General features: G+C 54.6%; 19 protein-coding genes. All 19 read left to right on the top strand.

Features of this window, described 5'->3' with window-relative positions; genetic code table 11:
- Positions 1 to 27: 27 nt before the first annotated feature.
- Positions 28 to 2,034: a methionine--tRNA ligase gene (gene metG, locus ACO4XG_RS09225; RefSeq protein WP_308509400.1), complete on the top strand. Its 2,007-nt coding sequence runs from the start codon at positions 28 to 30 to the stop codon at positions 2,032 to 2,034.
- Positions 2,034 to 2,819 carry a TatD family hydrolase gene (locus ACO4XG_RS09220; protein ID WP_308509399.1) on the top strand — a complete coding sequence of 262 codons (786 nt, stop codon included), beginning with the start codon at positions 2,034 to 2,036 and terminating at the stop codon, positions 2,817 to 2,819. Before metG ends, ACO4XG_RS09220 begins: the two co-directional genes overlap by 1 nt.
- The gene (gene rsmA / locus ACO4XG_RS09215; protein WP_308509398.1) at positions 2,819 to 3,670 is read left to right on the top strand and encodes a 16S rRNA (adenine(1518)-N(6)/adenine(1519)-N(6))-dimethyltransferase RsmA; all 852 of its coding nucleotides are present in this window, start codon (positions 2,819 to 2,821) and stop codon (positions 3,668 to 3,670) included. Before ACO4XG_RS09220 ends, rsmA begins: the two co-directional genes overlap by 1 nt.
- A gap of 71 nt (positions 3,671 to 3,741) precedes the next feature.
- Positions 3,742 to 5,457 (top strand): C40 family peptidase, encoded by a 1,716-nt coding sequence (locus ACO4XG_RS09210; RefSeq protein WP_308509397.1) that lies wholly within the window; start codon positions 3,742 to 3,744, stop codon positions 5,455 to 5,457.
- 42 nt (positions 5,458 to 5,499) lie between these two features.
- Positions 5,500 to 6,375 (top strand): DUF3881 family protein, encoded by an 876-nt coding sequence (locus tag ACO4XG_RS09205; RefSeq protein WP_308509396.1) that lies wholly within the window; start codon positions 5,500 to 5,502, stop codon positions 6,373 to 6,375.
- A 144-nt stretch (positions 6,376 to 6,519) separates the two neighbouring features.
- On the top strand, positions 6,520 to 7,971 hold the full coding sequence (locus tag ACO4XG_RS09200) for an aminoacyl-histidine dipeptidase (RefSeq protein WP_308509395.1): 1,452 nt from the start codon (positions 6,520 to 6,522) through the stop codon (positions 7,969 to 7,971).
- 5 nt (positions 7,972 to 7,976) lie between these two features.
- Entirely contained in the window at positions 7,977 to 8,642 is a 666-nt protein-coding gene (locus ACO4XG_RS09195; RefSeq protein ID WP_308509394.1) for an alpha/beta hydrolase, read from the top strand.
- A 58-nt stretch (positions 8,643 to 8,700) separates the two neighbouring features.
- Positions 8,701 to 9,192, top strand: coding sequence for an imm68 putative immunity domain-containing protein (locus ACO4XG_RS09190; RefSeq protein WP_308509393.1), 492 nt, complete (start codon positions 8,701 to 8,703; stop codon positions 9,190 to 9,192).
- Positions 9,193 to 9,234: 42 nt separating this feature from the next.
- Positions 9,235 to 10,113 carry a DUF4261 domain-containing protein gene (locus ACO4XG_RS09185; RefSeq protein ID WP_308509392.1) on the top strand — a complete coding sequence of 293 codons (879 nt, stop codon included), beginning with the start codon at positions 9,235 to 9,237 and terminating at the stop codon, positions 10,111 to 10,113.
- 54 nt (positions 10,114 to 10,167) lie between these two features.
- Positions 10,168 to 10,905: a DUF4241 domain-containing protein gene (locus ACO4XG_RS09180; protein WP_308509391.1), complete on the top strand. Its 738-nt coding sequence runs from the start codon at positions 10,168 to 10,170 to the stop codon at positions 10,903 to 10,905.
- Complete coding sequence (locus ACO4XG_RS09175) at positions 10,902 to 11,762, top strand: ankyrin repeat domain-containing protein (protein WP_308509390.1); 861 nt, start codon at positions 10,902 to 10,904, stop codon at positions 11,760 to 11,762. Before ACO4XG_RS09180 ends, ACO4XG_RS09175 begins: the two co-directional genes overlap by 4 nt.
- 89 nt (positions 11,763 to 11,851) lie before the next feature.
- Positions 11,852 to 14,326, top strand: a complete 2,475-nt coding sequence (locus tag ACO4XG_RS09170; protein ID WP_308509389.1) for a tetratricopeptide repeat protein — start codon at positions 11,852 to 11,854, stop codon at positions 14,324 to 14,326.
- Positions 14,327 to 14,445: 119 nt separating this feature from the next.
- Complete coding sequence (locus ACO4XG_RS09165; RefSeq protein ID WP_308509388.1) at positions 14,446 to 14,712, top strand: acylphosphatase; 267 nt, start codon at positions 14,446 to 14,448, stop codon at positions 14,710 to 14,712.
- Positions 14,713 to 14,926: 214 nt separating this feature from the next.
- Entirely contained in the window at positions 14,927 to 15,844 is a 918-nt protein-coding gene (locus tag ACO4XG_RS09160; protein ID WP_308509387.1) for an ABC transporter permease, read from the top strand.
- A gap of 36 nt (positions 15,845 to 15,880) precedes the next feature.
- Positions 15,881 to 17,032, top strand: coding sequence for an ABC transporter permease (locus ACO4XG_RS09155; protein ID WP_308509386.1), 1,152 nt, complete (start codon positions 15,881 to 15,883; stop codon positions 17,030 to 17,032).
- A 6-nt stretch (positions 17,033 to 17,038) separates the two neighbouring features.
- Complete coding sequence (locus ACO4XG_RS09150) at positions 17,039 to 18,049, top strand: ABC transporter ATP-binding protein (protein WP_308509385.1); 1,011 nt, start codon at positions 17,039 to 17,041, stop codon at positions 18,047 to 18,049.
- Positions 18,050 to 18,060: 11 nt separating this feature from the next.
- Positions 18,061 to 19,029: an ABC transporter ATP-binding protein gene (locus ACO4XG_RS09145; RefSeq protein ID WP_308509384.1), complete on the top strand. Its 969-nt coding sequence runs from the start codon at positions 18,061 to 18,063 to the stop codon at positions 19,027 to 19,029.
- Between the two features lie 93 nt (positions 19,030 to 19,122).
- On the top strand, positions 19,123 to 20,805 hold the full coding sequence (locus ACO4XG_RS09140) for a peptide ABC transporter substrate-binding protein (protein WP_308509383.1): 1,683 nt from the start codon (positions 19,123 to 19,125) through the stop codon (positions 20,803 to 20,805).
- A gap of 229 nt (positions 20,806 to 21,034) precedes the next feature.
- The coding region (gene tnpA, locus ACO4XG_RS09135) for an IS200/IS605 family transposase (RefSeq protein ID WP_485129691.1) at positions 21,035 to 21,363 on the top strand (329 nt) is incomplete at its 3' end.

Genomic DNA, 21,363 nt, shown 5'->3' with positions numbered 1-21,363 from the left:
GAATCGAAGAATATGCGGAGGCTGACTATGGGAGAGAAAATCAGAAAACCCTACTATATCACAACGGCGATTGCCTATGCTTCCGGCAAGCCGCACATCGGAAATACCTATGAGATTATTCTGGCGGACGCGATTGCCCGCTTTAAGCGTGAAGAGGGCTATGACGTGTATTTTCAGACCGGAACGGATGAACACGGTCAGAAGATTGAAGGCAAAGCAAAAGATGCCGACATGACACCGCAGGCCTATGTAGACAAGGTATCTGCGGAAATTAAGCGCATCTGGGATCTTATGAACACGTCCTACGATCGCTTTATGCGGACCACCGAGCCTTACCACGAGAAGCAGGTACAGAAGATTTTCAAAAAGCTCTATGAGCAGGGAGATATTTACAAAGGTTCCTATGAGGGCCTTTACTGTACACCTTGTGAGAGCTTCTGGACCGAGTCGCAGCTTGTCGACGGCAAGTGCCCGACTTGCGGCAGAGAGGTGAAGCCGGCTTCGGAGGAGGCTTACTTTTTCCGCATGAGCAAGTATGCGGATCGTCTGATTCAGTACATTGAAGAGCATCCGGAGTTTATTCAGCCCGTTTCCAGAAAGAACGAGATGATGAATAATTTTCTGAAGCCGGGTCTGCAGGATCTCTGTGTGTCGCGCACCAGTTTCGACTGGGGAATTCCGGTCGACTTTGCGCCGGGGCATGTGGTCTATGTCTGGCTCGACGCCCTGACCAACTATACGACGGGTATCGGCTATGATGCGGACGGCAACAGCGGAGAGCTTTATCAAAAGTACTGGCCGGCAGATTTGCATCTGATCGGAAAGGATATTGTCCGCTTCCACACGATTTACTGGCCCATCTTCCTGATGGCGCTCGGCGAGCCGTTGCCGAAGCAGGTCTTCGGTCATCCGTGGCTTTTACAGGCCGGCGGCAAGATGTCGAAGTCCAAGGGCAATGTGCTCTACGCGGACGAACTGGTTTCGTTCTTCGGCGTGGATCCGGTGCGTTATTTCTGTCTGCATGAGATGCCGTTCGAGAACGACGGCAGCATCAGCTGGGATCTCATGGTAGAGCGCTACAATGCCGATCTCGCAAATGTGCTCGGAAATCTTGTGAGCCGCACGATTGCGATGACCAATAAGTATTTCGGCGGCGTGGTCGAGAAGACGACAGCCGTATTCTCCGAGGAGGAGCGGGCGCTCGACGCAGAGTTTACGGAGACTGTCCTCACCGAGGTCAAGAAGGTGCGGGAGAAGATGGATGTGCTCCGCGTTGCCGATGCGATGACGGAACTCTGGAATATCTTCAAGCGCTGCAACAAGTATATCGACGAAACAATGCCCTGGGCGCTTGCAAAAGACGAGGCAAAGCAGGACAGACTGAAGGCTGTGCTTTACAACCTGACCGAGGCGTTGACCATCGGTGCATCGCTGCTCTTCAGCTTCATGCCGGAGACTGCCGAGAAAATTTTGAAGGAGCTCAACACGGAGAAGCGGGACCTTGGGGCAATGACAAGCTTTGGTCTCTATCCGTCGGGCAATCAGGTGGCGGCCGAGGCAGAGATGCTGTTCCGCCGCCTGGATCCGAAGGAGGTTGAGGCGAAGCTGAATGCGGAGAATGCTGCGGCGGAAGAAGATGCTGCAGCGGCAGAGAAGACAGAGGAAGCACAGGAAGCGGCGGATGTTCAAATTCCCGCGAAGCCGGAAGTGGAGTACGATGCCTTTTCGCAGTGCGAATTCCGCGTCTGCAAGGTCTTACAATGCGAGGAAGTGCCGAAGTCGAAGAAACTGCTTTGCTTCCGGCTGGATTGCGGCGGCAAGCAGATTCAAATTCTCTCCGGCATCAAGAAATGGTATCCGGAGCCGGAAAAGCTCGTCGGCAAGCAGGTTATGGCAATCGTGAACCTGAAGCCTGCGCGTCTCGCCGGCATGGAGTCGCAGGGTATGTTGCTCTCGGCCGCGGATGAGAACGGAAATCTGAGCCTGATGACGACGATGACGGAAGGTGTGGCCTCCGGCGCGGAGATCGGCTGATGCTCTTAGATACACACGCACACTATGACGACGAGGCCTTTGATGCGGATCGGAATACACTGCTTGAAAATCTGAAAGAATACGGCATCCGGAAGGTCATTAACGCGGGTGCTTCGGTCGAATCGAGTTATACGGGGCTTAAGCTCGCAGAGCGTTACCCTTGGGTATATGCGGCACTCGGCGCACATCCGAACTATGTCGAGGAGTTGAACGAAACGGTGCTCAGGGACTTTGCGGCACTCGGCGCACATCCGAAAGTTGTTGCAATCGGTGAAATCGGACTGGAATACCACTACGAGGAGCCGTTGCGGGATATACAGAAGATCTGGTTTCGGCGCCAGTTGGATCTTGCGGCGGAGACCGGACTTCCGGTCATCATTCACTCCAGGGAGGCAGCACAAGACACATTTGATGAGATGCAGCGCGCAGCGGCGCGCGGCATCGGCGGGGTGATTCACTGCTTTTCCTCCGGTGCGGAGCTCGCGCGCCGCTATACGGAACTCGGTTTTTACATCGGCATCGGCGGGGTTGTGACCTTTAAAAACGGCAAGAAGATGAAGGAGGTCGCGGCGGCCGTGCCGCTCTCGAGCATTTTGCTCGAGACAGACAGCCCCTACCTCGCGCCGGAGCCGAATCGCGGCAAGCGGAACGATTCGCGAAATCTGACCCGGATTGCGGAAGAGATTGCGCGCCTCCGGGGTATTTCCGCAGAAGAGGTACAGTGCGTCACCGAAGAGAATGCGTTGCGCTGCTTTCCCAAACTGGCGAACGAGGAGGTGGGCTGATGGCAGATCTCGGCAGAGCGGAAAATACGATTGCGCTCTTACAGCGCCACACGGAGTTTCGTTTTCAAAAGAAATTCGGGCAGAACTTTCTGATTGACAGCCATGTGCTGGATCGGATTGCGGCTGCGGCGGAGCTGACAGAGGAAGACGCTGTGCTGGAGATCGGTCCCGGTATCGGCACCCTGACCCAGCATCTCGCAGAGCGGGCCGGAAAAGTCCTCGCGGTCGAGATAGACCGCGCGCTGATTCCGATTCTGGAAGAGAGTCTCGCAGACTATGACAATGTCGAAATTCTGCAGGGCGATATTCTGGAACAGAATCTCGATGAACTGGCGGTGAAGCTCGGCGGCAGACCCATCAAGGTCGTCGCAAACCTTCCCTACTACATTACGACGCCGATTCTGATGACATTGCTGGAGAGCAAGCTGCCGATTGTGAGCATTACAGTCATGGTGCAGCGGGAAGTCGCAGAGCGTATGCAGGCTTCTCCGGGCGGCAAAGACTACGGCGCGCTTTCGCTCGCGGTGCAGTACTATGCCGCGGCGGAGATTGTGGCGAACGTGCCGCCGCACTGTTTTTTGCCGCGTCCCAAAGTCGGGTCTGCGGTTATCTGCCTCAAAAAGTACCGGGAAAAGCCGGTGCAGGCAGAAAATGAAACGCTTTTGTTCCGTATTATCCGGGCGTCGTTTAACCAGAGGCGAAAAACACTGGTCAACGGGCTTAAGAATGCGGGCTTTGCGAAGGACAAGATTACAGCGGCACTGCAAGCGCTGGAACTTCCGGAGACGGTGCGGGGAGAGACACTCTCACTGGCACAGTTTGCGGCATTATCCGCTGCGTTGCAGGCATAAAGATTAATCGTAATACCTTTTACATTCCGCGGGGAATCCCGCGTTTTCATACATAAAGTCGAGGACAGGACATGAGACGGAGAATTTCGAAGAAGCAGGCGCTCGCGCTGATATTCACAGCTGCGATGCTGACCGCCTGCTCTCAGGGTAAAACCGGTAGGAGCAGTGAGGCGGCAGCGGAGAGCGCAGCGAGTGCGGAGAGCAGTGTGGCAGCAGATACAGCTGCGGGAACGGAGAGCAGTGCGGACAGCAAAGCAGCCGAAGGTACGGACAGCACGGCGGCGGAGAGTGCGGGGAGCGAAACGGCAAACGCCGGGAGCAGCGGCGCAGAAGCAGAAGCTTCGGCGTCAGACGGCGATATTCTGGCTGTTTCACCGGGCGGCGCGCAGTTTCCGGACATGGATCTCGCGGTGCCGACCACAGAGCCTGCACCGGAAATTATCCGCATCGGTACGAGAAACTGGATTGTCAAAGATCTGCAGGCGCGTCTCATGCAACTCGGCTTTATGGACAACGATGAGCCGACGGATTACTACGGCGAGGTGACAGCCGCAGCAGTCAAGGTGTATCAGCGACAGAATAAGCTGCCGCAGGACGGCATTGTGGGTGAGTCGACTCTCAAGGCCATTATGGATGAAAATGCGCATTACTACACGGCGCAGGAGGGCGACAGCGGCACGGATATCCAGACGCTGCAGCAGAGACTTTATCAGCTCGGCTATCTCGCACAGACGTCCGATGTGAGCGGAACCTACGATGCCAAGACTCTGGTTGCGGTGCAGAAGTTTCAGCAGATGAACGGTCTGAACGATGACGGCAAGGTGGGACTTAAGACCATGAACCTCATCTACTCGGACGAGGTCAAGCCGAACATGGTTGTCTACGGCGAGAAGAGCGACATTGTCATGGCGGCACAGCAGAGATTAAAGGCGCTCGGCTACCTGACCGGAGAGGCTGACGGCAACTTCGGACTCGGCACCGTCATGGCCATCAAGGAGTTCCAGAGCCGAAACAACCAGGTTGTCGACGGTTATCTGGGTCCCGGTACTCGCGATGCCTTGAACAGTCCAAACGCGCAGCCGTTCGGTCTGACGCTCGGCGACGAGAGCGACTCGGTGGAGAAGGTGCAGGAACTTCTCAGCAAGTGGGGGTACCTCGACAAGCAGCTTGCGACCGGTTACTACGGAGAGGCGACCAAGAATGCGGTCAAGGCCTTTCAGGAGCGGAACGGTCTCACAGCGGACGGCTCGGTCGGCGCTTCGACCATGGCAAAGCTCACGAGCAACGATGTCGTGAAGCCGGCGCCGAAGCCGAAGGCTAAGACGCCGAAGCAGAACAATGACAAGCCGAAGAACGGCGGAAAAAAGAACGGAAATTCCGGCTCTCAGGACGGAGGCGGCGGTTCGAGTTACACTTACTCGGGCAGCGGCTCGGTGGGAACCTTGCTCAGCGTCGCAAGTTCCAAGCTCGGTACGCCCTATGTCTGGGGTGCCAAGGGTGACAACGCATTTGACTGCTCGGGCTTTGTCTACTGGTGCCTGAACCACTCGGGCGTGAGCCAGTCCTATATGACTTCCGGCGGCTGGGCGAGCTCGGGCAGAGGCCAGAGAATTAACAGCTATTCGGAGTTGCAGGCGGGCGATATCATTGTGGTATCCGGACACGTCGGCATTGTCGCAGGCGGCGGCGGTGTCATCGATGCGAGCTCTTCGAACGGAAGAGTGGTGCATCGCTCCCTGAATGGCTGGTGGGAGAGAAACTTTATTTGCGGCTGGCGTATTTTCTAAACAAGAGGAAATGCGCGAAAGGTTTTAGGTAGGAATCAAAGGATGCACAGATTTTTTCGGACAGTGGGCTATGCAAGGGTGGAGAGTGACAGGGAGGCCAGAGAAATTCTGGAGGATATGCTTCTCCGTTGCCGGGATGCAGCTCACCATATCGCCATGCGAAACGGTGACAGGCTCTGGGAACTCCGCGTGCCGCTCGGTGACAGGCTTGGCATTGCGCTGGGAGGCTATGTCGGAGAGGGCGGTAAGCTCATCCGGGAGCGTTATTTGCCCTATATTGATGTCGATGAAATGACTTCGACCGCAGAGTGTATGATAGAGCGCCATGTGGACAATGAGGTCTACTCGGGCCTGATCGATGACATGCGGATTGGAATCAGTCTGATATTCCGCCTGACCAATGTGGCGGAATACCGGCAACAGCGCGCACTGGCAAAGTACAGCCTGCCGCGCGGTGTGGCGCTCGGCGGCCTCAGCCGGGACGGGAAAATCCTGTTGCCGGTCTATAAGAACGACCGCCAGCGCGAACTGCTGCACATGACGGAGCGGGAGCGCGCGCGCATGATCAGTGCCGCCAAAGAAGGCGATGAGAACGCAATGGAGAATCTGACCAACAGCGATTTGCGTCTCTACGAGTCCGTCAATCGGCGCCTGCGTCAAGAGGACATTTATTCGATCGTGGATTCCTGCTTTATGCCGGACGGAATCGAGTGTGATCTCTATGTGGTGGTCGGAGAGATTCAGGAAATCAGCCAGCGGAAAAACCGGGATACCGGAGAATTCATCTGGGACTTTCTGATTCGCTCTCATGATCTTCCGTTTCACGTTTATATCAATACGCTGGATTTGCAGGGCGAACCCAAGGTGGGACGACGGTTTAAGGGAACCGTATGGATGCAGGGAACGGCTATCTGGTGAACTACAAAGAGAGAACTTCCGCAGGAAGCTCTCTCTTTTTTGTCAGAGTGCAAGTCTTTTAAAAGCGGTTTATTTCAGTTATAGTGAATAGAACACAAAACAACAGCATATCGAAGAAAGACGCAAGACAGGAAGAGGTGCAAAATGGCTGTATGCAGTGAACTGGAACCGAAAGAAGTATTTGCTTTTTTTGAGGAAATTGCAGGAATTCCAAGACCTTCTCATCACGAGGAGAAAATCAGCGCATACCTGCAGCGCTTTGCGGCGGAGAGAGGGCTGGAATACTATACCGATGAGAAGCACAATGTGATTATCATCAAGGAGGCCTCCGCAGGCTATGAGAATGAAGCGCCGATTATCCTCCAGGGACACATGGATATGGTCACGGAGAAGACGGCGGACTGCCAAAAGGATATGACCAAGGAGGGACTGGATCTCTATATTGATGGTGACTGGCTCCGCGCGAAAGGCACCACGCTCGGTGCGGACGACGGCGTTGCGCTTGCTTATGCGCTTGCGCTGCTTGATTCGCCGACCTTACGGCATCCGCGTCTTGAATTCATCTGCACGGTCTCGGAGGAGACGGATATGGGCGGTGCCCATGCGGTTGATGTGTCGATGCTGAAGGGAAACAGAATGCTCAACCTGGATTCGGATGAAGAGGGCATTGCGCTTGCGGGTTGCGCAGGCGGCGGAGATGCGGATATCACACTGCCGGTCCGGCGGGTTGCGGTCAGAGGAGAGCACATTCGCCTTGCGGCGACCGGTCTCACCGGCGGACACTCCGGCATGGAAATCGGAAAGGGCAGAGCCAGTGCGGCGCTGCTGTTAGCGCGTGTCCTGACAGGGCTCCGCGAAGATTACGCGTTCCGTCTGGTTTCTCTCGAAGGCGGCACAAAGTACAATGCGATTACCAGAGAGGCAAGCGCGGAAGTGGTACTCGCAGACAGCGTCAGCACGAGCGCCTTCCGAGAGGCGGTAAAGGCGGAGGAAGCGGTGCTCCGCAGAGAGTATGCGGCGACAGATCCGAACTTGTCGCTCACGGCGGCGATTGCGGACAGCGAAGAGGCCGCGCTCACCGAAGAGAGCACCAAGCAGGTTCTGGGGCTTATGGAAGCACTGCCTTACGGCGTGCAGCGAATGAGCGCCGATATCGATGGTCTGGTTGAGACCTCGGTGAACCTCGGCATCACAAAGCTGGAGGCAGATAAGCTCACACTCAGTTATTCTGTCCGCAGTTCGGTTGCGACCGCTTTTCAGGCGGTCATCGACAAGCTGGAGCTGGTGAGCAGCTGCTTTGGGGCGACCGTGCTCGTGCACAGCACATATCCGGCCTGGGAGTATGTGCGGGAGTCCGCGTTCCGCGATGAGGCGGCGGCCATTTACCGCGAGCTTTTCGGAAAAGAGCTGTCGGTGCAGGCAATTCACGCAGGTCTTGAGTGCGGCATCCTATCGGGCAAGATTAAAAACCTCGATGCGGTCTCGATCGGACCGGACATGAAGGATATTCACACGCCTGAGGAGAGACTTAACATTCCTTCGACCAAGCGCGTCTATGATTTTGTCGTGAAAATCATAGAGCATAAGAGCAAGTAAGCCGAGTGAGACAGTACAGTTTGCAGACGCCGCGACGGCTCGAAAAAGGACTGCGCTATCCCCTGCTTCTTTGGAACGATGCGCTTCCCAAGACGCTCGCGGCCTTGCTTTCGGATATGTTTGTGCTGTCTGTGGTTTCGGATGAGAGAACCGCAGACTTCAGTCCCTGGCCGCAGCCCGCATTCCGGGCGGATGCAAAGCCCTTCGAAGGAAAGGCGGATGCGTATCACAGGGAGCTCTTTGGGGAAAAGCTTACGGAACTGCTGGAAAAGTATCCGATTGATTCGGAGCGACTTGCCTATGGGGGCTATTCCCTCGGGGGGCTTGCAGCAGTGTACAGCATATTTCGTGAGACCGCGGTGTGTACCATCTTCTCACTCTGCGGTTCTTTTTGGTATCCGGGCTTTGCGGACTACTGCGCGCGGACGGAAATCCGGAATGCGAATTGCCGCCTTTATCTGCAAAACGGCAGACGCGAGGGCGAAGGACATCCGGCACCGCTCTCTACGGCCGCGGATGCCGCAGAGCGGGTCGCGGACATCTTACGCGAAAAGGGCGTAGAGCTTCGGTTTTCCATGGATGACTACGGTCACCACGACGGAAAAGAAGCGCGTTTTCGGAAACTGGGAGAGCAGATTCGGGCAGAGTTCTGCGGGAGCAATGCTTGCTGAAAGGGCAGACGGCGCTTGCATGTCTGCGGGAAAGGTGCGGGTACGGAAGGAGCGAAGCATGTACATTGAGAGCTATTGGGGCAGCTATGTCGGTGGGACGGACGACAGCCTGACCCTCCTAAGCCTGCTGGAAGACTTTGAGAAAGATGAGATAGGGCTCGGTGAGATTTTTGCACGGACGGGCCTTAAGGTGCTCGAAGAGCGGGAGTCCTCGCTTCGTATGACCGAGGATGCGCTTCGCTTTACGAATCGAGAGGGGATGAAACTTAACTTTTACTATGCCATCGATTTGATCGGCGACCTTGCGGCCCTTTATTTAGAGTGCCTGCGGAGCGGGAGCGTGAATTTACAAGACCTGGATGAAGATCTTGTAGCGCGGAACATTCGCCTTACGGCGAATAGCGAAGAAAAGGAAGTTCTTCGGGCAGCCCTCCGGGATTTTGCGGAACATGCGAAGGAGTACGATATCGCGGAAATGATGGATGAGACAGCGCTTGCGGAATTCCGCGAAGAACTGAAAGCCCTAAGTCGGGAATTATTTGAGTGCTGAAAGGGAGCGCGCTTTCGGAGCGGCTCCGATTGGGAGGAAGCGATGAGCGAAGAAGTATTTCGACAGGATTTGGATGAGAATAAGGCAGAGAGAGCCGGCGGTCCCTTTGTGATAGAGCTCTTGTTTCGGGAGCCGGCAGATATGCCGTCTAAGGAGCGGATGAGTGCTGTCATCGAGAAGCATGTCGGTAAGACAGAGTGCTTCTGCCATGACGGCAAGACAGCGGGGTTTGCGGCACTCGACTATGTAGCGGAGTTCCGGGATCAAAGCGTGCCGGTACAGCTCATGGTGACGGAGTGCACGCCGTTTGATGGTGAGGAGATCGATGACTTTCTTCGGAGTCAGATGTGGGACTGCCTCGAGGAGAGAGACGATATACTCGGCAACTGCCGATACCGTGTGTTCGCGACCGATATGCTTGCGAGGGCGCTTCCGGCTGTGCAGCGCGCCACCCTGGATATGGACTTCCTGGAGGCCCTTTCGGAACTGTACCCGGACTGTGAGGCCTTCTATTTTCCGAGTTCCGGAAAACTGTTTCCCGCGGAGAGCGTGCGGCAGCATGAGACGGAGGGAACAAACCGCTTCATCTACTTCGGTGTCAACGTGCGCTTTTTCAATGTGCAGGACAGCGAAGACATGGTCGTGGATACCCTGGGTATGAGCACCCTCTTCCTGCCGGATCTTCAGTACCATTTCCACGGTATGAATCCGAATTGGGTTGTGAATCACGCCTACAATGTGGCCGCCTATCTGCTTGGCAGCGGAAACGTAATTGCGGACGGGGAGACGGTGGACGGCGTCGTAGACGGAGAGATGAGTTCCGAACTGCACTGGTCCTGCCGCTATGAGGATGCATTGATTCAGCCGCCGAGAGAGGTACTGGATATCAATATGGGCGAGTACGCGTCGGGGACGCGCTGAGAACGGGAGTCAATAAAAACACCGGTAAAACCGGTTTATCGAGAGGAAAAAGAGATGCCGACAGCAGAGTGGATGAAACAGTATGAGGCAGTGCGCGAAATTCTGGACGCGGATGTCAAATTGGAGCGCTATTTCACGGAGAAGGTAATCGGAAGAAAGGAAGTGGATATCCTGGATCTCGGACCCGTGCATTTTCCGACGGGAAAAATTGTGGTTTGCGATCCCATGGTGACCCTGGATGATGCCGTTCCCTATCTGCAGACCATACCGGCCGGAAGCTATGCGCTAAAGCTCTGCGTGGTGCCGAGCAAGGAGTACGGAGACCGCTATGCCTGCGCCAAGCTGGAAGTGAGCGGCCGAGAAACGGTGCGCTATGAGCTCGCGGTGACGGGCGAAGAGAGACTTGAGGGAGAATTCAAAGAGGGCGATTACTTTGGCTTCGGCGTGGATGCCGGTATGGCTTGCATTGCGGACTTCGCGACAAAAGAAGCTTATCTTGCCTTTCTGGAAGAGAAGACAAAGCAGGACAGCGACTTTGACCTCTACGGCGACTTGCTGGAGGAACTCTTAAAAAAGAACGCAGCGGAACATCCGAAGTACCAGGGCGAATGGGGCGACTGGCTCAAGTGGGAAGTTCCGGGGGCGAATGCGGAAGTGGCTCTCTTTGCGAGCGGTTGGGGAGACGGCTATTACCCGACATATTTCGGCTATGACAGCGAGGGCAAGGTCTCCGGTATCTACATTCAGTTCATAGACATCGAGCGGACCTATACCGAGGAAAACGAGGCATGAGTGAGGTGAAGGAGGAGAGCCTCTACGAGGCGCTCAACAAGGGAGACCTGAGCGCCTTTCTTTCGATGGTGGAGGCAGGTGCCCGCATCACGCCGCGGGAGGAGAATATAAGCCGCCTCTTTTACTGCCTGGAGGATGTCAGAGATCCGAAGATACTGCCCGTAATCGATATGCTATCTTTGGATTTACGGCGCTACGGCGGGAAGCCGCTCCGCGCTGCGGCGCACAGCGGAAACCGCATGCTTGTAGAGTACCTCTTACAACAGGGGGCGGACATCAACTTTCATAAGCCGGACATGGTCTTTCCCTATGCCTCGACCCCGGTCACGGAGGCGGCACGCGAGAATCACTTGGAGCTTCTTCGCTATCTTGTTTCAAAGGGGGCGGATATCACTCTTGCGGACAAGTACGGCGACCGTCCCTATACGCTGGCGGTGCAGAACAAGAACAGAGAGATGGCCGAGTATTTGCGCTCTCTCGAGCCGGAGGACTGGCACAACGAGCAGGAGAAGCTGAGAGAGCTAAAAAGCTATCATCTGCCGGCGGCTATGACAGCGTACTTTAAAAACGGGGCGCTGCGCCTTGAATTCCCTGAACGGGAGTCGGTGCGGTGGATGGAGTTTTACCCCTATCTTGAACTGCGGGAGTTCCGTTGGAAGCGGAAAAAGCTCTTGTCTCTCATGGCGGAGATGGATAACTACAGTGACTATGTCTTGCTCTGGAGTCCGAGAGACAAGCGAATTTGGTATCTCGATACAGAGCAGGAGGAGTTCTGCCCGCTTGCAAGTTGGGAGGCGTTTATCGCCGACCCCGGTTTTTATTTGAACGGCATGGTAGACGGAGAATTTTCGGAGTAGTGTAGGATTGGTTTTCGAAGTCCTTTGCAGTGGGCAAGGGCTATGCGGCATTTCGGCAAAAGTCGGAAAGCGAATGAGGAGGAAAGCGCGTGGATATTTTGGAACAATGCCGGCGTTGGAACGAGAGCGGCGCGTTTGAGAAGAGCAGGGAGATGTTGGAGACAATTCCCGCCGAGGAGCGCGGCCCCGAGGGAGATTCAGAGCTTGCGACGGCTTATCTCGCACTTGCGGAGACCGAGGGAACAGAGCTCTATCATAAGGCGATTGCAGTCTTGGCAGCACACGAAGAGGAGCTTTCGGAAGATTTTCGGCATAACCGGTTGATGGCGCTCGCCTATTATTATCTCGACGAGGACGGGCTTGCGCTTTACTACTTTGAGCGCGCCCTCTTCCTGCATCCGAAAGACAAGGAAATAAGCGAGTATGTAGGGGACTGCAGGGAGCGCCTTACCTTTCCGCGCTTTGAGAAAAACTTCCGGGAGAGAACGGCAGAAGCCTGGGACGCATTTCTTAAAATCGAGGCAGAACTCCGGGCGGCAATCGACCGAAACGAGGACGATGGAGAGGCGATGTTGCAGCGCTGCGGCGCCGTACTGGAGCAGGCCATTCGAGATGTCTCGTTTGAACTCGGCTTTGACGGAGAGAAGTATGAGCTCATACTCTGTGCGGAGGGAAGACGCTCCGCGCTCTATCCCCTCGTGTATTTTTGCCGCCGCGCGCCGAAGGAAGTTCTCGCGCACTGGAAGATACGGGCGGGTTCCGCGCCGAGCGATAAGTTTGCGCTGCAACAAGATACCGTTCAAATCGATGCCGCGGATGTAGACGTTTGGCTGATTCCGACCGGAGAGCAGCTTTTTTCTCTGAAACTCTACTGTGAAAAGCTCCTGCCCCTGCAGCGGGAAAATCCGCGGCGGGCGGAGTGGATGCTCTATAAGCTAACGAACCAGATACTCGGCGACATAGCGGCGATTGCGTTTCTCACGGGTATCGAGTTACTGGAAGCGCCCGAGGCGGGTGAGTCGAAGAAACTTTCGGACTTATACGCGTATGTAACGGAGCTCGGCTATCCCGCGTGGGAGGATGCCGGAGCCTATCTGGATACTTCCGAAATTGCGTATCGGCTCGATGCGGATGAAGATCCGGATGCCGACTGGCGCCTGGATGTCTATGAGGGCAGCACACGCTTTTCCGTGGCCATCAATGAATATCTGCACGGAGAGAGCGATCTGGTTGACGAATATCACCGTAACGGCATAGTGCCGGGCTTCCTTCTGTATCCCCTCAGCGCCTTTCCGGAAGAGGGAAGAGAAGAGGCGCTCGCAGCGTTTCGCGATGAATTGCGCGCCTATTTGAGCGAACACGGCGGTGAGGATGCCCTCTGCCATACGGGATTTGCGAGCGGCCTGTACTACGGCTATTTGGACTTCATTGCCTGGGACTTGGAGTCTGTGCTGGATGCCGCCCTCGCCTTCTTTAAGGAGCGGGGCATGACCGGTGCGGAGTTTCACAGCTTTCGAAGAAATGTGGGCGGAATTACCCTCTACCGCGCGGAACCGAAACGGCACGCGGAGACCGGCTCTCTGCTCTCGCCCGAAGACATTGAGACCCTGGAGGCCTTTCTGGAGGATGACGGCGGCTATTACGGGAAAATGGTGCGTTGGATTGAGCAGTTTGTGGATGCGGGCGCCGCGGCCGGCCGCTTTTCAAAGAAGCAGGCCCGCCGGGATTTGAAACTCTCGCTCTACTACGGTCTCGCCTGCAACAACGTGGGAGAATACAGTTATTACTACCGCGGGCAAGCATGGATGAAGGACGCAGAGGAAAACGCCAAGGGTTCCGGCGTCTGGTATTACCGCTATGCCGTGGGACTTTTGTACAGCGGATATCCAGAAGAGGCGCTGCGCTATGCGGAACAAGGTGTACTCGAAGAAGCGGACTATCCTTGGACTTACCTTTTGCTCGGAAAGCTACGCGCGCACTTCGGGGACAAGGAGGGCGCACGCGCCGCGGCAGAGGAGGGACTGAAACTCGTACCGGGAGATTATGAGTTCCTCACCCTAAAGCGGGAAGCGGAAGAAGGGGCAAGTCTGGAAGCGATGCTCTACCACTGGATCGATCCCGAAGCGGACCAAGCACTGCAGGAGGGAAGGGATGAGGACGGCCCGGAAAAGAAGCGCGCCATTGCCTGCATTCGAAAGAACGAGGCCGGGCTCAGAGACTTTTACGAACTCTTCCGTCCGGAGGAGCATGAGTACACGAAGGATGCGCCCTTCTGTGAGCTCTACTATCCCGTGGGAGACCGGGCGGTGCAGCTCTGCTTCCGCATGAATGAGGCCGGACTCTCGAAACTCGGGCACAGCTACCTCGTCGCGCTGAAGGAGAAGCTTGACAGCGGCTCTCTCATCTCCGCAGAGTCCGAGGAAGGGGTGGCAGGCAAGTTAGAAGCCGTTCTGGTGCAGCAGACGGGGCAACTGGCCCTCTTTTACCGCAGAGCCGGAGACCGAAATTATTTTACGGTGGAAGATGACAGTCTGGATGATAAGATCGATGTCGCGCTGCGTTAAAGGAAACGCAGAGAGCTCTGCCATACTAAGATACAATCGAGATGACGGCATTCAGCGCCGGGTAAAAGGATGAATGTCGCTTCGGTATAGAGAGGCAGAACAGGATAGAGGAGTCGCGTATGATACGGAAATACCTTCGGTTTTACGGCTTTGTGCAGGGCGTCGGATTTCGATACCGGGCAAAGTACGCCGCCGAATTTGCGGGCGCTGTGGGCTGGGTGCGAAATGAGGACGACGGCTCTGTCAGCATGGAGATTCAGGGGACGGAAGCGCAGATTGACCGCGTGATCCTAGAAATCGAACAGGGACGCTATGTGAAGATTGAAAACATGGAGGTCAGAACTATTCCGATCAAGGAAGAGGAAAGGGGCTTTCGGATACGATGAGAAACCTCGGAGAAAGGCGAGACAGCTGCGGCTGACTCGCCTTTTTTGATATCAGAGGAAGAATAAAAATACAATTATATTGCATTAGTGAAACAATTGTGATAGATTGGGGAACAAGCAAGAAGCAATACAATACGGTGATTCGCTAAAGCGAAATGCGTTGGCTTTTCATGCAAAAGCAGGTGCCGTTTGAATTTCGCAGGGGGAGGAGAATATGGCGAGATATTTCATGAAGCGAGTCGGAATGATGGCAGTTGCTATGTTTTTCATCATTTTGCTGACCTTTGTCATCATGCATGCGGTTCCCGGCGGTCCGTTCACAGGTGAAAAAAAGCTCTCGGCTGAAATAGAAGCGGCTATGAACGAAAAGTATCACTTGAACGAAGCGCTTCCGCTTCAGTTTGTCGATTACCTCAAGGGAGTCGTCCGCGGGGATTTCGGACCGTCGTATAAATATCCGGGAAAAACGGTCAATGAGTTTATCGCTGACGGTTTTCCGGTCTCGGCAAAGCTCGGCGGCATAACCATTGTCTTTGTCCTGTTGGCTGCGCTGCCTATGGGGATATGTGCGGCGGTCAAGAATGGGAAGTGGCAGGACATGCTGGTCATGGGTCTGGCGACGGTTGGGGTCACAATACCGTCCTTTGTGATTGCCTCACTTCTGATCTATTTCTTTGCCCTCAAATTGAGCTTGCTTCCGACTTACGGCATTGACAGCTGGAAGGGCTATATTCTTCCCGTCATTGCCCTAGGCGGCTATGACATCAGCTATGTTGCGCGTCTCATGAGAAGTTCGCTGCTCGAGGTGATGGGGCAGGATTATATTCGAACGGCAAGGGCAAAAGGACTTACCGAATTAGCTATTATTACAAAGCACGCCCTTCGAAACGCGCTGATTCCCGTCATTACGGTACTGGGGCCGATGATCGCGAATCTGATGACAGGTTCCTTCGTCGTTGAGAAGATCTTTGCGATTCCGGGCCTCGGAGTTCACTTTGTCAACAGTGTCTCGCAGAGAGACTATACAACCATCATGGGCGTCACTATTTTTTACGCGACCTTCCTCATGGTCATGACGATGGTCGTCGATGTCTTTTACTGCCTGATTGATCCCCGAATCAAATACGATTGAGCGGCAGTGCGGCAGAATTGAGCAAAGGAGAGCACGATGAACTCCAAATGGGAAATGTTGGAACAATCAAACGAGGCGAGAGAGAAAATCTGGGGCAAAAACCGGAGCTTCGCGGGGGATGTGTGGTACCGCTTTCACAGAAAACCGACTGCGATTGTAGGCTTTGTGATTATCGTGGTTCTCATGCTGTTCGCATTTTTGGGGCCGCTCTTTACCGGGCGCAGCTATTCCAAGCAGAACCTGGCGCTGGTCAATGTGTCTCCGCTTATGAAGGTCTTTGAGACGCCGGATTGCGTCAGCTACCTATATATCACTCAGAACCTAAAGCTGCTGACGGTCAACAAAGACGGTACCCTGGGCGAACAGCTTGACAAGCTGCGAGAGGACAGTGCGCGGCAGATGAGCATTTACGATTGCGGGGGCAAAAAAGTAGCTCTGTACTACGGGAAAATGCCTTATTTGGTCATCAATCCCGAAACGCTGGTCATTGCAAAGTCAAAGGTTCTTTGGAACCGTTCCTATCTTTTCGGGACAGATGCTCTGGGGCGGGATATTCTGACCAGGCTGATGTACGGCACGCGGGTATCGCTGCTGGTTGCCTTTGTCGCAGCCGGTGTCAACCTGATTCTTGGCATTCTTTACGGAGGCATCTCCGGCTATTTCGGCGGTCGTACCGATATGGTGATGATGCGCGTGGTCGATATCATCAGCACGATACCGCTGACGCTCTATGTTATCCTGATCATGGTTCTGATGGGAGCAGGACTGCAGAGTATCATGGTGGCGCTCGGAACCACCTATTGGGTGGATATGGCGCGTGTGGTCAGAGGACAGGTGCTCTCTCTCAAGCGGCAGGAATTTGTGTTGGCAGCAAAAACCATAGGCTCTTCGGCGAAAACCGTGCTCCTCGCGCATCTCATTCCGAATGCGATGGGATCCATTCTGGTAACGGTTACCATGCTGATTCCCTCCGCGATTTTTATGGAGGCTTTCCTAGGCTTCCTCGGAATAGGCTTGCAGCCGCCGCTCGCCTCGCTCGGCACAATGTGCAACGATGCGACCGAAAATCTGAGAACCTGTCCCTATCAGTTATTCATACCGGCTCTTGTTATCGTTTTGATCATGTTTGCCTTTAACTTTGTCGGAGACGGTCTGCGCGATGCGCTGGACCCCAAGCTCAGAAAGTAGCCGAAAATGAACGAGACCTTGTTACGAGTAGATAATCTAAAGACATCCTTTATGACCTCAAACGGTGAGGTCCAGGCAGTCCGCGGTGTGTCCTTTGAGGTTCGCAGAGGGGAGATTGTCGGCATTGTCGGCGAATCCGGTTCCGGCAAGAGCATCACCAATATGACTCTCCTCAAGCTCCTTCCGGACACGGCAGTCATCAAGGACGGCAGGGCCATGTTTCAGGGTCAGGATTTGACGAAGCTCTCGATGAAGGAGCTGCGGAAAATTCGCGGAGAGAAGATTGCAATGATCTTTCAGGATCCGATGTCTTCGCTGAATCCGCTGATTCCCGTCGGCGAACAGGTCGCCGAGATCATACGGATTCATCACAGCGATAGATCCCGTGAGGCTGTGAAGCAGGAGGTCCTGAAACGCTTCGCGGAGGTGCGCATCCCGGAGCCTGAAAAGCGCTATCACGCCTACCCGCATGAGTTTTCCGGAGGTATGCGGCAGCGCGTCATGATTGCGATGGCGCTTGCAAACAACCCAGAACTCCTGATTGCCGATGAACCGACGACAGCGCTCGATGTCACAATTCAGGACCAGATCATACGGCAGATGCGGGAGCTCAAGGAACAACACGGCACCAGCATTATCTTCATCACACATGATCTCGGCGTCATTGCGGAGCTCTGCGAAAAAGTTGAGGTCATGTACGGCGGTCTCATCATGGAGGAGGCGCCGATTGATGAGCTCTTCGAGCATCCGAGCCATCCCTATACCCTGGGATTGCTAGAGTCCATGCCGAGCATTCAGCAGGACAAAGCGGAGCGCCTGATTCCGATTCCGGGTTCGCCGCCGGATATGACAAATCCGCCGGCGGGCTGCCCATTTGCCCCGCGCTGCCGCTATGCGAGAAAGATTTGCGCGGCAGAATTGCCGGAGCTGCAACCGGTGGGAGAGGGACACAGCGCGAGATGCTGGCTGCTCGACCCGGAGGCGCCTGCGGAACAGAATCCGTTCAAGAAAAGATAAGGGGAAAAGCCATGGCAGACGATAAACAGGTATTGTTGGAAGTCAAAAACCTGACGCGCTACTTCCCCGCGGGGCGAGGGGAACAGGTCCATGCAGTCGACCATGTGAGCTTTCGACTGGAGCGCGGAAAGACCTTGGGACTGGTCGGCGAGTCAGGCTGCGGGAAGTCCACGACGGCGCGGACCATCATCCGCATCTATGAGCCGACGGAGGGGCGCATTATCTTTGACGGACAGGATATCTCGCATCTCAGCGAGCGGGAGCTCCACCCGGTACGGAAGCATATGCAAATGATCTTTCAGGACCCCTATGCCTCTCTGAATGCGAGAATGACGGTGCGCGATATCATTGCGGAGCCGCTCTTCGCCCACAAACTGGCGAAGAGCAAGGAGGAGGCAGGGGAATTTGTATATCCCATGCTGGAGAAGGTGGGGCTCACCAGAGAGCATGCGAATCGCTACGCACATGAGTTTTCGGGCGGACAAAGACAGCGTGTCGGAATTGCGCGGGCGTTGATATTAAAGCCGGAGCTGGTAATCTGCGACGAACCGATTTCGGCACTGGATGTCTCAATTCAAGCGCAAATCATCAACCTGCTGCGGGACTATCAAGAGGAGAGCGGAACCGCCTATCTCTTCATTGCACACGATCTCTCAATGGTCCGCTATGTATCGGATGAGGTAGGCGTCATGTATCTGGGACAGCTCGTAGAGCTCTGCGAAGCGGAGGAAATTTACGCACACCCCCTGCATCCTTACACACGGGGGCTGCTCGGTGCGATACCGGTCGCGAATCCGAAGCTTGCGCGTCAAAAGGTGAAGAGCAGCATCAAGGGTGATATACCGAGTCCCATTCATCCGCCGAGCGCCTGCAGGTTCCACACGAGATGTCCCTTTGCGATCGAAAAGTGCAAGGAAGAAGAGCCTGTCTTAAAGGATATGGGCGGCGGACATCTCTGTGCATGCCACCTGTATGACTGAGGAACTGCGGTGCGGGGCATCGCTTGGATGTTGAAGCACTTCATTCAGATAAAAAATGCAGACAGAAGCAAAACAGAAAAGGAGGAGATTTGTATGAAAAAGAAATACGGTGCAGCCCTGGCGGCGCTGCTCACCCTGTCCGTGTTGCTCGCGGGCTGCGGTGAGAAAAAGTCCGGTGACAAAGCGGAGACAGTAAACCTTGGGGGCGATGCCAAGGCGGAGAGCACGGCGGAAGCGGCGAAGCCCTCCGGAAAGCAGGAGCTGATTTTTGTTCTCAGCAACCAGCCGGACTCGCTCGATCCGTCCTACACCAACAATTCCTTTGCGGCTCCCTTTATTATCAACTGCTTTGAGGGACTGGTCACTTATGATGCCAAGGGAGAGTTGGTGCCCGGAAATGCGGAGAGTTGGGAGAGCAACGAGGATATGACGGTCTACACCTTCCACCTGAGAGACGGGCTTAAGTGGTCGGACGGCTCTCCGCTCACGGCAGAAGACTATGTCTATGCCGCAAAACATGTCTGTACCCCTGCGACGACTGCACAGTACCTGAATATGATGACCGACTATATTGAGGGAGCTGAGGCATATTACGAGGGAAAAGGTTCCGATGAGAGTTTCGGCGTCAAGGCAATCGATGACAGAACCCTCGAGTATCGACTGAAGGCCCCCTGTCCCTTTTTCCCGGACATTGTTTCTATGTGGGTCTACTCTCCGCTCAAGAAGGAGACGTTAGAGGCAAACGGTGACAAGTGGACCCAGACCGCAGCTACCTATGTCTGCAACGGGCCGTTCAAAATTTCGGAAATCAACTCCGGAGCTTCTGTTGTCCTCACAAAGAACGAGAACTATTGGGATGCGGCCAACGTGTCCCTTGAGAAGCTGAGTTTCCGCTATATTTTGGACACTTCCACCGCGTTGACAGCCTATGAGAACGGCGAGGTAGACGGAATACGCAGCATTCCCTCTGGCGATCTCGCGAGACTGAAGGCAGAGAATGCGGGGGTGGTGGTCACGCCCAACTACGGAACAGTTTACTATAATATCAACTGTGGCAAGGAACCCTACAACAACCCGAAGGTACGGAAGGCTCTGGCGCTCGCGATTGACAGAAATGCGCTGATTAACAATGTTGCTCAGTTGGACGCAACGCCGGCCTACAGCTGGATGGCGCCAGGCTATGTGATCGATGGCAAGGATATCACGGAGGGGCGTTCCGACTTTGACTTAAAGCCGACAGCGGATCCCGAGGCTGCAAAGGCAGCACTCGCGGAAGCAGGCTATGCCAATCCCGCAACTTTTCCGACTATTCATCTCTCCTATTACTCCGACGACAATGCGAAGAAGGTCGCCGAGGCGATGGCGGAGATGCTGACCGGTAATCTTGGTGTCAAGGTTGAGGTGAGTTCGGCAGATTGGGCGGTCTTCTACGATGCGGTCCAGAACGGAGACTATGAAGTCGCAGCCATGGGATGGTCTGCGGACTATGTGAATCCGATGAGCTTCCTGCCGCTATTGTACACGGACGATGTGGCCAACAGTTTGTTCTACAGCAATTCGAACTATGATGCGCTGGTCGATCGGATTCGCTCGGAGCGGGATTCCGCCAAGTTTGCGGAACTCGTCAAACAGGCCGATGAGACGGTATCGGTGGAGTACCCGGTTTTGCCGCTTTACTATAAGTCTAACACCTACTTAATGCATAACTATGTGTCCGGTGTATATATGACCAGCAACGGTAATTTGTATTTTAAGAAAGCGGTAGTGAGTAAGTAAGTGTGACAAAAAGAACGCCGTCGGCCCGCGAGGGCAGGGCGGCGTTCTTTTGAATTTGACGCTTTTGGCTTTAGCCTGCTGAGCATTTGGTTCGCTTGCAAAGCAAGTGAAGCATTGCGAAGCAAAAAACCACCCGCTATGCGGGTGGAGACAAATCGTTTAACAAAGAAATCACCTTTCCGTACAATAGAGGTGTCCAAGCCACTACTGAGAAAGGAAAGATGATTTCATGCCAAAGGCTAATAGTACTGCACATACCAAATGGCTGTGCAAGTACCATATCGTCTTTACGCCAGAGAATAGACGAAAAATAATCTGCAATCAATACAAAAAGGATTTGGCTCAAATCTTTCATGATTTTTGCGCATACAAAGGCGTAGAGATTATAGAAGGACATTTGATGCCAGACCATGTGCACATGTTAGTGAGCATACCACCGAAGATTCGTGTATCGTCTTTCATGGGATACCTGAAAGGGCAAAGCTCGCTGATGATGTTCGATTGGCATGCGAATCTGAAGTATAAGTTTGGGAACAGGCACTTTTGGGCAGAGGGATA

It is taken from the genome of Stomatobaculum sp. (genome assembly GCF_057248925.1).
This window is presented reverse-complemented; position numbering and strand designations above follow the sequence as displayed.